Genomic DNA, 14978 nt, shown 5'->3' with positions numbered 1-14978 from the left:
GGTGAGGGTATCGATCAACGCGTGGGCCTTTTCCACGCGCGCCAGAACCTCGCCCGCAGTGCCGAAAGGGATGTCGCCCTGGAAGGTCTGCGCGAACTCCTCCACCGCAGCGAATGCGCGCGCGGCGACCGGGTCGTCGCCCGGGCCGGTGTGCGCTGCTGCGGTGTGGTTCGTCATGGTCCTATCATAACCCGAGCAGTCTTGAGAAAGGCAGTATCCAAAAGGCAATAGAACCCTTACCCATTTCGGCCTCACGGCCACACGAGGCCCCATATTATGGGTACCCGCATTCACTCTGAAAATGAGCCTGTGGATAACCCCGCAAGGCCCTTTCCCTCGGGCATTCTGGAGCGGGGGAGTTTTCGGGGATCTTGCTACTGGAGCAGGGTTCAGCGCTGAGGTCTGCTCTGGTAGCAAGATCCTCGGCGGGAGGATCCCGCACACTCGCCACCCCTGGGACTCAGTGCCCCGCCGGGAGTGCGCGGGGCGGCTTGTGCTTCCGCAGGAGCGAGCCACCACCCCCACACCTCGACCGTTGGTCGCAATGCGGTCACCACAGGGGGATGGACGTACCCACCGTTCTTTTGGGCTGGCGGGGGCCTCGGGGGTGAAGAGGGGTTCGTCGATGCGGGTCGGGACAGCCCGGCGAACAGGCCCGGAGCGCACACCCCGAGGCGCCACGGGAGGCAACCACCCAACCCGCCACTCTCTCCGCCCATCCAGGAGAACTGGCGGGGCGCCGACGCGGGTTGCGCGCAGGGCCGGCCGGGCTATCGTTCCCGACCCCGACGAACCACCGACCCCGAGGCAACACCAACGAACCCCCAACCCCAGAAGCCCTCCACCCCGAGGGGCACCTCTCCACCCGAGGGGCATCACCCCGAAAACCCCACCAGTGCTCCCGGACCGGTACTCGTGCCCGGTCCGGGATCCGCCTATCTCCATAGCCGCGGCCCGCGGTGCGCAAGGGCCCGGCAACCGGAACGGGCCAGGTCGGCCGCGGTTCCGCTCCGGGGGACCCGCTCGAACCGGACCGGCCCGAGGGCTTGTACGGTCGCCTCCGTCCGCTCTAGGGTCCCTGTGTCCGACAAGCCTCTTATGAGGGAAAACGCGGAGGCGCGAGTCCATGAAAATCGTTTCGGCACACGCCGGGACCATCCCGATCAGTTCGTCGATGCGCAACGCGTTCATCGACTTCAGCACCATGGACTGCACGGTCCTCGCTCTGGTCAGCGACGTGGTGGTCGACGGTGAACCCCTGGTCGGCTACGGCTTCAGCTCCAACGGCCGCTACAACGCCACGGCCATCCTGAACCAGCGCATCCTGCCCCGCCTGCAGAACGCCCCGGCCGAGGAGCTCCTCGACGCCGGCGGCGGGCTCTCACCCGCCCGGGCGTGGGACGTCATGATGCGCAACGAAAAACCCGGCGGTCACGGCGAACGCTCCGTCGCCGTCGGGGTCGCCGACATGGCCCTGCACGACCTGGCCGCCAAGGCCGCCGGCGTGCCGCTGTACCGGTGGATCTCCGACCACTACGGCGACGGCGCACCCGACGAGGACGTCTTCGTCTACGCCGCGGGCGGTTACTACGCACCAGGCAAGACCACCGCCGACCTGCAGGACGAGATGCGGGGCTTCCTCGACGCCGGGTACGAGGTCGTCAAGATCAAGATCGGCGGCGCCGACCTGGCCCAGGACCTCGAACGCATCGAGGCGGTCATCGACGTGCTCGGCGGCGACGGGTCCCGCCTCATGGTCGACGTCAACGGCAAGTTCGACCTGGACACCGCGCTGGAGTACGGCCGGGCCATCGACCGCTACGGCCTCTTCTGGTACGAGGAGGTCGGCGACCCGCTCGACTACAGCCTCAACGCCGCGCTCTCGGAGCGCTACCGCAACCCCATCGCGACCGGCGAGAACCTCTTCTCCCTGCAGGACGCCCGCAACCTCATCCGCCACGGCGGCATGCGCCCGGACCGCGATTTCCTCCAGGTCGACCCGGCTCTGAGCTACGGGCTGACCGAGTACCGCAGGGTCCTGGACATGCTCGACCAGCACGGGTGGTCCTCCCGCCGGTGCATCCCCCACGGCGGGCACCAGTTCTCCCTGCACATCGCGGCCGCGCTCAAGCTCGGCGGGAACGAGTCCTACCCCGGCGAGTTCCGGCCCACCGGCGGGTTCACCGACGACGCGGTGATCTCCGGCGGCCGTGTGGCCCCGGGTGAGCGTCCCGGTATCGGCCTCGAGGGCAAGGCGGAGTTCTACGAGGTCCTGCGGGGCCTGCACACCTGAGAGCCCCGGCCCGACCGGAACCCCCGGTGTGACCGGAACCGCCGGCGACCCCGAGGCCACGCGCGGCCGCCGGCGCACCCCTGAACCCCGATCCCCCGAGGTCCTGCGGGACCACAGCCACCCCCGCATGCAACGGCGCATGCGTCCACCCCGCAACGACGCACCCATCTCGGCCGGCCCCGCGGGCGGCCCGCGAGCCCCGGCATCCCCTCCACTGGGAGCCCGCGGCCCCTGCGCATCCCCCGACGCGCACCAGCGTTCCCCGAGCCGGCCACCGTCCGAGACCACCGCCGAAGAAGGTGCATCCATGGCAGCCTCCTACGCGCACTCCCTCTGGGGGAGCCTGTGGGAATCCCACCGACAGATCAAGGACCTGCTGACGTTCTCGCCCCGGCGCAAGGCGCTGCGGACCGAGTTCGCGGCGGCCGGCCACACCGGCGACAGCAGATCCGCCGCCGACACCGGCACGCACGACGGCGCCGGCGCCCGTGAGGCGGACGCCGGCGGGTCCGAACCGGACGAGGACCCCGAGGACCCCGGCCCCGCGCCCGGCTACACCCCCGCGCGCATCGTCGGGCTGATCCTCGGCCCCGTGCTGTTCGCCCTGACCCTGCTGTTCTTCGAGGCCGACGGGCTCTCACCGGAGGGCCACGCGGTCCTGGCCACCACCCTCTGGGTCGCGACCTGGTGGATCACCGAGGCGATCCCCATCCCGGCCACGTCCCTGCTGCCCATCGTGCTGTTGCCGCTGACCGGGGCGCTGGACGGCGACGCCGTCGTATCGGCCTACGGCGACGACATCGTCTTCCTGTTCCTCGGCGGGTTCGCCCTGGCGATCGCCATGGAGAAGTGGAACCTGCACCGGCGCATCGCGCTCACCATCGTCTCGGCGATCGGTACGAGCCCGCGCCGCATCATCCTCGGGTTCATGGTCGCGACGGCCTTCCTGTCGATGTGGGTGTCCAACACCGCCGCGACGATGATGATGATCCCGGTCGGCCTGGCCGTCGTGTACCAGGCCGCGCGACAGCTGGGCAAGGGCGAGCACAGCGAGGACCTGCCCAAGTTCGAAAAAGCCATCATCTTCGGCATCGGGTACGCGGCCACGATCGGCGGCCTCGGAACGCTCATCGGCACCCCGCCGCTGGCGATCCTGTCGGCGACCGTCGGCACGCTCTTCGACGAGCGCATCGGGTTCGGCCAGTGGATGCTGTTCGGTGTCCCGATCGTCGTCGTGCTGCTGGCTTTCGCGTGGTTCTACCTGACGAGCATCCAGTTCCGGGTCCGGTTCAAGCAGCTGCCGGGCGGGGCGGAGAGCATCCGTGACGAGAAGCGGTCCCTCGGGCGCATGTCCGCCGAGGAGAAGATCGTCTTCACCGTCTTCCTCTTCGCCGCCTTCATGTGGATCAGCCGGACCTTCCTCTGGGAAGGCCTTCTGCCGGGGCTCAGCGACGGCATCATCGCGGTGGTCGCCATGGTCGCCCTGTTCACGCTTCCCACGCGGGAGAACCGGGAGAAGCGGATCCTGCGGTGGGAGGACTCCAAGAAGATTCCGTGGGGCATCCTCCTGCTGTTCGGCGGCGGCCTCGCCATCGCCGCCGGGTTCGTCGAGACCGGGCTCTCGGAGTGGATCGGTGAGCAGCTGCGCGCGCTCGACGGTCTCAACGTCTTCATGGTCATCGTCATCGCGACCGCGCTGGTGCTGTACCTGACCGAGATCACGTCGAACGCCGCGACGGGGACGATGATCCTGCCGGTGATGGCCGCCTTCGCCGTTTCCCTGGACGTGCACCCGTACGCGCTGATGGTGCCCACCGCCATGGCCGCGAACTGTTCCTTCATGCTCCCTGTGGGAACGCCCCCGAACGCGATCATGTTCGGGACCGGCAGAGTGACGATCATGGAGATGATCAAGGCCGGGTTCTGGCTGACCCTCATCGCGCTCGTCGTCATCCCGCTCTGCACGATCTACCTGTTGCCGGCGATCTGGGGGATCGATCTGATGACCATCCCCGCCGGGTTCCTCTGACCGGGGCCTGAGCGGAGCCTCTGTCACCGTGGGCCGCCGTCCCCGAAACACCGGGGGTGGCGGCCCACGCCGTGTGTCGGGGGAGGGAAACAGCAGAAAGCAACGGATGCGCAGTTCGGCGCTGTGCGCGCGTGCATTTCCCGTTCCCGTGCGTTTCCCGTTTCCCTCCCAACAGGCGTGAGGAAACGGGCCTTTCCGTCTTTCCTCCCGTGACCAAGGTGTAGATCATCCTTCGTGGGGTTCCGGTGATTACCGGTTCCCCGTCATGTGCGTTCATGCGTACCGACGAGGAGGGGAAACCGTGCACACGTGCTTCATCAACTACCGCACCGGTGACGGAGAGCATGTCGCCACCAATGTCCGACGGACCCTGGCCGACCGGTTCGGGGACGACGAGGTCTTCCTCGCCAACAGATCGATCGAGGCCGGCGAGGACTTCGAACAGGGGCTGCTGCGGGCCCTCGCCCGGTGCGAGGTGCTGTTCGCGGTCATCGGCAACGACTGGCTCGACCGGCCCGGACCCGGCGGGCGCGCGCTCGACGACCCGTCCGACTGGGTGCGGCGCGAGATCGCCTCGGTGCTGAAGACCGGCGTGGTCGTCCCGGTCCTGTTCGACAGGGCCCCGCGGCTCAAGCGGGAGCAGCTGCCCGAGGACCTCCAGGCCCTGGCCCAGTGCCAGTACCGGCGGTACGACCACCGCAACAGCGACGCCGACCTCGAACAGATCGTGGAGGCCGCGCTCGTGGCCGTGCCGCGGCTGGAGGGGCTGCTCACCGAGCCCGACGAGGGGGACACGGGCGCCGGGGTCGCCAACAGCATGCACGACGTGTCCGGGGTCGGGATCCAGGCCGGTTCGTACACCAACCACGGGGTCAGCGGCGTGCAGAGCGGCGGCGGCGCGATCATCACGGGGACGCAGGGGCCCGTCACGACCGGGACGCAGTACAACAACTCCCAGGTGCACAACGGGTCGGGGACACAGAACAACCGGATCACCGGCCGGGGCGGCGTGTGAGCACCCACGGGCCCGCGCCGACCTCCGTCGCGCACACCCGCGGACCCGTGCACGCCGGGGACGGGCCGCAGTACAACGACGCCGCCGTGCACAACGGGACAGGGGACCAGAACTTCTTCAACGGCGACGCGGGAGAGTCGTTCCGTGCGGCCGAAGACCTCGGCCTCATACGTGAGCGGGTCGAGATCCAGGAGCAGTGGCTCCGTACGGTACGGGCGCGTTTCGTGGCACCGCCCGGCTTCGACGAAGCGGTCCAGCGGGAGCGGCTCGGAGACCCAGGGTGCCTCATCCTGATCGGCGAGCCCGGACAGGGACGCCGAACGATGGCACAGATCCTCCTCGTGCCCCGTGGGGAGGAGGACCGAGGCCTACGCGAGGTGCTCAGCGAGGGCGACGGGTTCTGGACGAGCGATGAACCGTCCCCGGGGGAACGCCTCCTACTGGACCTGACCGGAGGAGAACTCGGCGACCGGAGGTGGCCCGAAAGGCTGCGCCGTTTCGTGGGCCGGATCGCTGACGCGGGGGCGCGATTGGTCGTGATCCTCGACGAACGCAACGCGCAAACCGTCCCCCAGGAGCTCAGCGACCACGTCCTCCGGGCCGGGCGCCCCGATCCCCGACGGGTGCTGGCCTCGCACTTGAAGGGAGCCGAGCTCCCGGTTCCGCCGGCGGACCGCGGTGCATCGCGCCTGCACGCGTGGCTCGATGCCGCCGGGGCCGGGGAGATCGCCGACCTCGCCCGCCGGGCCGGCCACGCCCTCGCACCCTGCGGCAGCGCCCGGGCGGTCGCCGAGTGGATCGATGCGGTGCTCGGCGCCGGGCACGACGGCATCGACGACGACCTCGACGCGCGCGACGGCCGCGCCCGAGCCCTCCTGTGCACCGTCGCCTTCCTCGAAGGGGCCGACCTGGAGGAGGTCGCCGAGGCCGGGACGGCCCTGCTGGAACACACCGGCGCGGAGGCCGAGTGCGCCCCCATCGAACGCGCCTCCTTCACCGCCGAACTGCGGGGCCTGGGTGCGACGGTCGAGCGGCGGCGGGTCCGCTTCGCCGACCCGTGGCGCGCGCAGGTGCTCCGCGAGGTCTTCTGGGACGGACACCCGCACCTGCACGGGCACGTGGGCGCGTGGGTGGACCGCTGCGTCACCGGCGGCACCCTGCTGCCCGGTCGGCGCGACCAGGTCGCCCGCAACTGGGCCGGACAGGTCCTGCGCGCACGCCGTCCCGAACCGCTCCTGGAACGCGCCCGGGCCTGGGCGGCGCAGGGCCGCCCCCAGGGCGGGTCGCTCCTGGTGGAGGCGTTGAACGACCGGGGCCAGGGGATCAGGGTGCGGCAGCGTTCCTATGACTGGGCGAAGGAACCCGACCTTCAGGTGCCCTTCGCCCTGACCCTGGTCTCCCTGTGCGCCGAGCACATGGTCGTCACCCACCCCGACCAGGCTCTGGTCCGGCTCCGCCACCTGGCGGCGCACCACAGCCCCGTGGTCGCCCAGCGCGCCCGCGATCGCCTGGGGGACCTGGTCCGCACGGACCCCTCCCTGTTCCGGTCGCAACTGCACGCGCTCACGACCCGGTTCAAGAAGCCCAACAGCCAGATCACGCACGTGCACGTGGAGCTGTTCGCCGACCTGCTCACCCACCCGGACGTGTCGGCGCACACCGTCCCCGACGGGCGTGCGGTCGTCGAGGCCCTGACCGCGCTCCTGGAACGTGTCCCCGGGGTCGCCCTGGCCACGCTCGTGGGCCCGTGGATCTCCCTGCCGGAACACCGCGCGCAATGGCTGGTGGCGGCCGCACACGAGACCGGCCACCTGGGGGAGCTGTACGCGCTCGCCCTGCGCACACCCTCCGGCCCCCTCGGCCCCGACGAACTGCGCAGGCACGCGCACGGCGCCCGGACCCTGCTGTCCCTCATCGACCGCGCCCAGGGCCTGGACCCGGGCGCATCCCCCGTGAAGGAGACGACGCCATGACCACACCCACCCGAACCGGGATCGCCCTCGTCGCGGCAGGGCCCGTCCTGGGCGCGGCGCTCCACCCCGTGGCGGGCGGCTGGGGCTGGATCCCGGGCCTGTTGCTGCTCGTCGCGGGCGCGGCCGTGCTCCTCGTCGGTTTCACCGGGCCGAGCAGACAGGAGGAGACCGTGGACGCGCCTGCCCTCGGTCCCCTCGCCGACACCGACGCCCCGCCGGCGCCCGCCCTGCCGAACACGACCCGGCTGCGGGAGACGCGCCTGCTCAGCAACGACCCCGACTACACCTTCGTGCTCAAGGGCACGGTCCGGTGGAGCTGGACCGGGGACCCGCATCCCCTGCTCCGGGCCCCGGAGGCGCAGGCACAGCAGGCGGTGGTCACCGTCGCCCGCGAGACCCTCGCTGCCCACGGCCCCCACGAGACCGACCCCGCCCGCCACGCGCTCGCCGCCCGATTGGCCGAGGGAACGAGCGCTGCCGGGGGCGCCATGGAGGTGTGGTCGGACGACCTCGACCTGTGCCTGAGCGAGGAGGACCGCGCCCACCTCGACGCCCTCGCGCGGGTGCGCAAGGAGCGCGGGCAGTGGGAGGCCGAACGCGAGGTCGAACGGGCCAAGCGCCGCTACTTCGCCGAGGACGCCTTCGCCTCCCCGGGCCAGGCCGTGCTGTGGGAGCTGACCCGCAACGGCAACGACGTCGACCGTGCTCACGGACGGATCGACACCCTGACGGAGCTGGCCGAGGCCGGCAAGGGGGAGGACCTCGCCGACGTGCGAGAGCGGCTGCGCGGCCGGGAACCGGAACTGGCCTCCGCGCTCGACGGCCTGGGCGAGGCGTTCGCGGGTGGTGCACCGGTGGGGGAGCCGGGTTACGCGCGGCCGGAACCGGAGCCGCTCGAGGTTCTGGCCGCCGCCGTCGAGCTGATCGAGGCCGGCCCCCACCGCAGCACGTTCGCCAACAGGGTCGCCGGTGCCGTGGAGCAGAGCCCCTGCGCGCACCTGGCGCCCGGGCTGCGGGAACGGTTCGGGATCCCGGCCTGGGTGGGCGCGGAGACCGAGGCCCACGAGCACGGAGGACCGGGGACGGCCGGGAACGGTGAGGCCGGCGCAGGGGTGACCGGTGGCGAGCCGGGGGCGCCTGGGCCCGAGGGGACGGTGCCGGACGGGACCGTGACGGACGCGGCCGTGCCCGAACCCGACGGCACGATCCCGTTCGCCGCCCACCACGAACACGGGACCGGCTCGCAGGAGCACGCACACCCCGCCTCCGCCAACGGGCACCACCGGCTGGGGGACGACGGCTGAGGCGGACGGTCGGAGGTGCCCGAGGCCCACCTGAGGGCTCCACCGGAAACCCCCGCCCACTCTCCCGCCGTCGGCCGTGAAGAAGGCATCCGGGCCTGGGGTCGGGCATCGGATCCCCGGCATGCGTGAGGGCGGAGCAGCCCCCTCCCCGCAGAGAAGGGGAGGGGGTTCAACCGTCCATGAGGCAGAACTCGTTGCCCTCGGGGTCGGCCAGGACCACCCACTCGGGGGACCGGGCGATCACGGCGGCGCCGAGCGAGAGCAGCCGTTCCAACTCACCGTCGGCCCCCGCCAGGTCCACATGCAGACGGTTCTTGCCGGACTTCGGCTCGGGGCCCTGCTGGAAGAACAGGTTCGGCAACCCTTGCGGGCCCTCCACCAGGACCACGGGATCCTCCTCCGGGCCGTTCACCCCCAGGGCGCGCAGGCGCTCCAGCTCCTGCGCGTCGTAGGGCGCCACCGCGTACCCGTCCAGCGCCGCGGCCCAGAATCGGGCGAGCGAAGCAGGGTGGCGGCAGTCGACGACGAGGTCACGGATCCGGGCCATACCAGGATCCTAGATGTCGGACGCGCGCTCTCAACGGCTCTGCAGGACGCCCTGCAGACGCGGTGACAGCTCCCTGACCGGCGGGTGCCCGTGGTAGCGGCCCAGGGCCTGGGCGAGACGGCGCAGATCCACCAGGACCGTCGCCGACTCCGACGGGGTGGCATCGCACAACAACCCCTCGGTCAACGTGCAGGCGTGGTCGATCTCCCCGGCGGCCGCGTGCGCGAGCGCCCGGCGCACCCCGAACCTGGTCCGTGCACGCACCGCCGCCGAGGGGAGCTCCGCGAGCGCCCGGTCCAGCACCTCGGCGCCCGCATCCGGCCTGCCGAGGTCGACCAGGCACCACCCCCGCGTCAGGCCCACCGGGTCGGTGACGTGCATGGACCCCAGTGTCTCCGGTCCGCCGGGAGGATCGGCGAGATGGTGCTGAGCACGCTCCAGCGCCCGTTCGCACTCGGCCCGCGCACCCAACAGGGCGTGCCCCTGGGCCTCCCTCTTCGCCGCCAGACCCCGCACCCGGGTGGAGAGCCCGTCGAAGCGCTGCGCGCGCCGGGCCAGGTCGACCGTTCCGGGGCCGTCGTGTGCGTAGAGCCGGATCAGCGCATGCCTGACCAGGGAGTAGGCGGCCATGTCCCGGTCGCCCCCGGCCGCGGCGAGCTCCACGGCCTCGTCGGTCCAGGCCCGGGCGCCGTGGTCGGAGCCGGACTCCTGCGCCATCCACCCCGCGTACTCCGAAAAGCGCGCGGCCAGGCGCAGGACCGTCCCCCGCTGTGTGTCCGGGGCCGAGGCCGCCAGCGCACGCACCGCGTCGGCCTGGGCACGCACCACGGGCAGCACCAGGTCGGGGGAGACGTGCTGGCCCAGTTCACGCACGCCGGCCAGCTGGTCCCGGAACGTGGACAGCGTCTGCTCGGAGAACACACGCGCGGGCGCGGTTCCGGGGGCGTGCCCTGGCAGTGAGGCCGCGCCGAGGGTCGCGGCACCGAGGGCGAGCGCGGTGCGCCGGTCCACCCCGGGCGCGCTGCGCGTGATCCTGCGGTCCGGTGCGAGGGCGCTCAGACCGCCTTCGGCGTCCAGGGCCGCGTCACAGGCGATCGCTGCCTCGGGCGACGGGGGTTTGGTGCCGGTCTCGAGCTTGCTCAGATAGCCCTTGCTGTAGTGGGTCGCCTCGCCCAGGGCGGTGAGGGACAGGCCCGCGGCGATGCGGCGACGACGGAGTCCAGGTCCGAAACGCTCCTCCATGGGCCTGGCTCTTCCCCGGCGGCGGGCGCAGGAACCGGGACATCGGTCCCGTATGGGGCAGAGCGCGCGCGAGCAGGTGCGTAGGTGCAGGATGGGGCCATGCCTTCCGCAACACCGGCGCCGCTGTGGGCGCTGACGGGGGTCGTCGCCGCCGGGGGAGCGCTCGGCGCCGTGGCCCGGTACGGGCTCGACACGGCCTGGCCGCCCTCGGCCGCGGGTGTGTCCTGGACGATCCTCGCCATCAACATCACCGGCAGCCTGTTCATCGGCGTGCTCATGGAGGTCGTCGCGCACCGGATGCCGCAGAACCCGTGGGTGCGGCCGTTCCTGGGCGCGGGCGTGCTCGGCGGGTACACGACCTTCTCCGCCTACGCCATGGACGTGGTCACCGCTCTGGAACGAGGTGCCCCCGAGGTCGCCCTGGCCTACCTCTCCCTCACCCTGGCCGGCGCGATCGCCGCGGCGTGGGTGGCCTCGGCGCCGGCCCACCGGATCCTGCGGCGGAAGGGGACACCGTGAGCGTGCTCGCCGTGGCCGCGGGGGCCGCGCTCGGCGCCCCGATCCGCTACCTCACCGACCTCTGGCTGCGCAGCGTGCTGGGCGCCGCGTTCCCCTGGGGCACGCTCGTGGTCAATACCGCGGGGTCGCTGGTGCTCGGAGCGCTCCTGGGGCTGCCGCTGTCGCCGCAGGCCATGGCGGTGTGGGGGACCGGGTTCTGCGGCGCTCTGACCACCTACTCCACGTTCGCGTTCGAGACCGTGCAGCTGGCCCGGGGCGGGGACGCACGCAGGGCCGCCGTGTACGTGGCGGCCAGCCTCGTGCTGGGCATCGCATCGGCGTGGGCGGGGCTGAGCGTGGTCCGGGCGCTGACGGGGTGACCGTGGGCGGGCAGCTCGCGGTCCGGGCGGTGGGATGATCGGGCCCGGGTTCCCCGAACCGCTTGTGGACCCGCCCGCGCGCTGCCACCGTGGTCGCCGGAGCCCTGCTCAGGGCCCCGGACCCAGCCCGCCCAGCGCCCGGACCGACCGGCGCCGAGAGGAAGAACGACCCCATGCCCCCGCAGTCCCCCTCACGCAGGCCGGTGACGCCGAGCGTGCTCGGCCTGTCCCTGTTGTGCCTGCTCATGCCCTTCTTCACCGTCTCCTGCAGCGGGATGATGGGCTCCCTCACGGTCTCCTACAGCGGGTTCGCGCTGGCCTTCGACGGGCTGCCGAGCGTGCAGGGCACGGTGTCTGAGGAACTGGGCCGCGCCGACCTGGAAGAACTGCGTGTGGGCGTGCAGCCGATCCTGCTGCTGACGGTCCTGCTCGTCATCGCCGGGGTGTTCGCCACCGCGCTCGTCCCGCGCCCGAAGCCGCGCGCCGTCACCGGCATCGTCATGAGCGCCGTCGCCCTCCTCGGGTTGATCGCCAACCAGATCGCCCTGCACGTGGGCAGCGAGCAGGAGATGCGGGACACCGGCGCCGCCGATCACGGGGTGGAGTTCGCGGAGCTGTCGGTGGCCAGCGGGCCCGGGTTCTGGGTCATGGCGCTGATGCTCGCCGGCGCCCTGGGGTGGTCGGTCGCCGATCTGGTGCTGGACCGCCGGACGCAGGGGCCGCTCGGCCACTTCCGACCGACCGGGCCGGGTGGCCCGGGCGGTCCGCTCCCGGGGTTCGGCGGGCCCGGACCGGACGGGGGTTTCTCCGGCCCTGGCCAGTGGTCCGGACCGGGGTACGGGCCCCCGCCCGGGACCGGCGGCTTCCCGCGCGCCGACGGCGGCACCGGGCCGCAGGGGCCGCAGGTTCCGCACGCGGGGCAGCAGAGCCCGTATCCGGGGCCGCACGTTCCGCACGCCGGGCCGTACGGGACGAACCCCGCCGCCGGTGGCCCCACACCCCCGCCCGGCCCCGGTCCCTACGGGACGCCTCCCGGGCACACCTGAGCCCTTCGGCGCCCCGTGCGGCGGACGGCGGCGGATCCTTCGACCCGCGCTTCGACGGCCTTCGGAGCGCGCACGGCCCTCGGTCCGCCTAGCTCATCACCTGCTCGATGCGTCCGGCCAGCTGGTCGGAGAGCAGCTCGGCGTAGGTGGCCGTCATGTGGTGGTAGTCGCGGTAGACGACCACGTTCCCCACGACCGCGTCGCACCGGTCCTCGGCGCAGAACAGGTCGCTCAGGTCGAGCAGGTGCACGTCGTCCTCCATCGCGCTCGCCGCCTGCACCTGCGGGTCCTCCTTCGCGAACGCCTCCTCACGGGTGAGGGCGCACTCGGCCAGGTCATCGGTGTTCTCCTCCAGGCAGGCGAAGAGGTCCCGGTCGGCGACGGGGGTGTCGCGCACCGCCACGAACTGATCGGTGAGCGGGGCCGCCTTCTCCCACTGGGTGGCCAGCCCCTCGGCGAGGGCGCCCGTGGGGTCGTCGCCGGCGTTCAACGGTTCCGTTCTCACGGAGGCGCTGGAGAACACCACGTCCGCGTCCAGGTCCGGGAGCTCCGCCAACACCGCGTCGTTCCACTGCGCACACTCGTCGTAGCGCGATCCGTCGCTCCACCGCACCGGGGCTGCCGTGAACGCGCACGCCGACTTGGTCAGGGTCACCACCCGCCAACCGCGCTCCGTCCCGATCCGGTCCAGCGCCGGAACCCACTGGGCCGCGTGCGAGTCGCCCACCACCACGACGGTCCGGTCGCCCTCGGGATCGCCGTACACGCAGTCGGTCCGGAGGACGACGTCCGCGCGTTGGGCCTGGCACTCCTCGTCGTACAGCGCCGGGATGTCCTGCTCGGCCTCGACCAGCGCCGGGTACAGGTCCGCGCCCGTGGAGGCAGTACCCTCCTCGAGCGCGGCCGCCCCCACGTGCACACGCGGGTCGAAGGGCACCGAGGAGTACTGACCGACCCGCGCCAGCGACGCGGCGCCCACGGCGGAGACCGCCACGATTCCGGCGACGGCCACCACCACGGCCGAGCGCGCGCCCGGCACCAGGCCGCGTTCGCGCACCGGGTCCTCCACGCACACCTTGGTCAACCACGCCAACACGACGGAGGCCGCGGCCACCACGACGATCTCCAACGCCCCGAGGGAGGTCGCCCCCGTCCAGGTCAGCGCGAACACGATCAACGGCCAGTGCCACAGGTACAGCGAGTACGAGATGTCGCCGACGAACTGTGCCGCGCCCCAGTTCAGCGGGGTCTCCGTACGCCCGGCCGCGATCACCGCCGCGCTGCCCAGCACCGGAAGCAGCGCCGCCCACCCAGGGAACGCGGTCGCGTCGCTGTAGACCACGGCCGAGACCCCGATCGAGGCCAGGCCCGCCCACACCAGCGGGGTCCGGGCGGCCGCGGGCAGGGTCCGGTGCGCGAGCACGACCGCGAGCAACCCGCCCACGGCCAGCTCCCACGCGCGTGTCGTGGGCAGGAAGTAGGCCGCCGCCGGGTCCTGCGCGGTGTAGGAGACCGAGTGCGCCAGCGAGCCCACCAGCACCGTTGCCAGAACGGCCCCCAACAGCACGGGGGTCGCCCGCCACCGGCGCACCGCCCACGCCCACAGCACGAACAGCAGTGGCCACACGAGGTAGAACTGCTCCTCCACCGCCAGGGACCAGAAGTGCTGCACCGGGCTGGGCGGCGCGTCCGAGGCCAGGTAGTCCACGGCCTGGTGCGCCAGGTAGAGGTTCTCGGCGTACACCGCGGAGGCGATGAGCTGCCACGCGGTGTCGCTCAGGCGGGTGACCGGCAGGAACACCAGCGAGACCGCACCCGTCACGAGCAGCACCACGGTGGAGGCCGGAAGTAGGCGGCGCACACGGCGCACGTAGAAGCGGGCGATGGAGACACGGCCGTGCTTGTCGGCCTCCCGGTACAGCAGTGACGTGATCAGGAAACCCGAGATCACGAAGAACACGTCGACGCCCACGTACCCGCCCGGGAGCAGGTCGGGATCGAGGTGGTACACGAGGACCAGCAGCACAGCGACCGCGCGCAGGCCCTGCACCTCGGGGCGGAACCTGCGTCCGGTGTCCGGGACGCTCGCGCCGTGGTCCTTCTTCTCCGGTGTGGATGGCGTCGGGGGCCGCACGAACAGTGGTCGCATCGGGCAATCGTCCCGACGCACAGGGTGATTGCCAAGGCGACACGGAACGCGCCGGCCTCTTCTCACCCAACGCTCACCCGATCGTTGGCCGGTGTTCTCCCCGCGCCCGCAAGGCTCCGCGGGCTTGCCCGCTGTTCGGCCGACGCCTTCCCGGCACCCGACCGTGCTCCCGTGCCCCGATGTCTTCCCCGCACTCGACTGCCCTCTCGGCCTCCGGCCGCCTTCTCGGGGTCCGACGCGTTCCCGGGAGCCGGGGCCCTCTCCGGGCTCGGCGCCTTCCGGGTACTCCACTGCCATCCCGGCCTCTACCTTCCCGGAGGCCGAAGCCCTCACGATGGTGGGCCGACGCCTTCGCGGCACCTGACCGGCGGATCGCGCACACACGGTGCACGGGCCGGAACCGTGTGGTGTGAAGCGCCCCCGGATCCGCGCTGTGGGGGCCGTTCGTGACACGACCGCTCCCGATCTCGGGCAGACTGGCGTGTACGCCCCGGCGACCCTC

11 protein-coding genes are annotated in these 14978 nt (G+C 72.1%); 8 read left to right on the top strand and 3 right to left on the bottom strand.

From position 1 onward, the window contains the following. Positions 1-1126 precede the first annotated feature (1126 nt). The 5 genes from IDM40_RS22185 (at position 1127) to IDM40_RS22165 (ending at position 8614) form a co-directional block, all read left to right on the top strand. Positions 1127-2293, top strand: coding sequence for an enolase C-terminal domain-like protein (locus tag IDM40_RS22185; RefSeq protein ID WP_193123970.1), 1167 nt, complete (start codon positions 1127-1129; stop codon positions 2291-2293). 307 nt (positions 2294-2600) lie between these two features. Next, positions 2601-4322: an SLC13 family permease gene (locus IDM40_RS22180; RefSeq protein WP_193123969.1), complete on the top strand. Its 1722-nt coding sequence runs from the start codon at positions 2601-2603 to the stop codon at positions 4320-4322. Positions 4323-4623: 301 nt separating this feature from the next. Beyond that, entirely contained in the window at positions 4624-5337 is a 714-nt protein-coding gene (locus IDM40_RS22175) for a toll/interleukin-1 receptor domain-containing protein (RefSeq protein WP_193123968.1), read from the top strand. Further along, positions 5334-7310, top strand: coding sequence for an ATP-binding protein (locus IDM40_RS22170; RefSeq protein ID WP_193123967.1), 1977 nt, complete (start codon positions 5334-5336; stop codon positions 7308-7310). Before IDM40_RS22175 ends, IDM40_RS22170 begins: the two co-directional genes overlap by 4 nt. Next, positions 7307-8614 carry a hypothetical protein gene (locus IDM40_RS22165; RefSeq protein WP_193123966.1) on the top strand — a complete coding sequence of 436 codons (1308 nt, stop codon included), beginning with the start codon at positions 7307-7309 and terminating at the stop codon, positions 8612-8614. Before IDM40_RS22170 ends, IDM40_RS22165 begins: the two co-directional genes overlap by 4 nt. A gap of 169 nt (positions 8615-8783) precedes the next feature. Here the strand turns inward: IDM40_RS22165 and IDM40_RS22160 are convergent, their stop codons facing one another. Further along, on the bottom strand, positions 8784-9161 hold the full coding sequence (locus IDM40_RS22160; protein ID WP_193123965.1) for a VOC family protein: 378 nt from the start codon (positions 9159-9161) through the stop codon (positions 8784-8786). A 30-nt stretch (positions 9162-9191) separates the two neighbouring features. Beyond that, positions 9192-10403, bottom strand: a complete 1212-nt coding sequence (locus IDM40_RS22155) for a helix-turn-helix domain-containing protein (protein ID WP_193123964.1) — start codon at positions 10401-10403, stop codon at positions 9192-9194. Positions 10404-10502: 99 nt separating this feature from the next. Here IDM40_RS22155 and IDM40_RS22150 point away from each other — a divergent pair, with 99 nt between their 5' ends. From IDM40_RS22150 to IDM40_RS22140, 3 genes are all read left to right on the top strand, one after another. After that, the gene (locus IDM40_RS22150; RefSeq protein WP_193123963.1) at positions 10503-10922 is read left to right on the top strand and encodes a fluoride efflux transporter FluC; all 420 of its coding nucleotides are present in this window, start codon (positions 10503-10505) and stop codon (positions 10920-10922) included. Further along, positions 10919-11281, top strand: a complete 363-nt coding sequence (locus IDM40_RS22145; RefSeq protein ID WP_193123962.1) for a fluoride efflux transporter FluC — start codon at positions 10919-10921, stop codon at positions 11279-11281. Before IDM40_RS22150 ends, IDM40_RS22145 begins: the two co-directional genes overlap by 4 nt. A gap of 173 nt (positions 11282-11454) precedes the next feature. After that, the gene (locus tag IDM40_RS22140; RefSeq protein ID WP_193123961.1) at positions 11455-12327 is read left to right on the top strand and encodes a hypothetical protein; all 873 of its coding nucleotides are present in this window, start codon (positions 11455-11457) and stop codon (positions 12325-12327) included. An 88-nt stretch (positions 12328-12415) separates the two neighbouring features. Here IDM40_RS22140 and IDM40_RS22135 read toward each other — a convergent pair whose 3' ends face one another. Beyond that, on the bottom strand, positions 12416-14476 hold the full coding sequence (locus tag IDM40_RS22135) for an acyltransferase family protein (protein WP_193123960.1): 2061 nt from the start codon (positions 14474-14476) through the stop codon (positions 12416-12418). Between the last annotated feature and the right edge of the window lie 502 nt (positions 14477-14978).

This window comes from Nocardiopsis coralli, from assembly GCF_014892575.1.
Classification (GTDB): Bacteria; Actinomycetota; Actinomycetes; order Streptosporangiales; family Streptosporangiaceae; genus Nocardiopsis; species Nocardiopsis coralli.
This window is presented reverse-complemented; position numbering and strand designations above follow the sequence as displayed.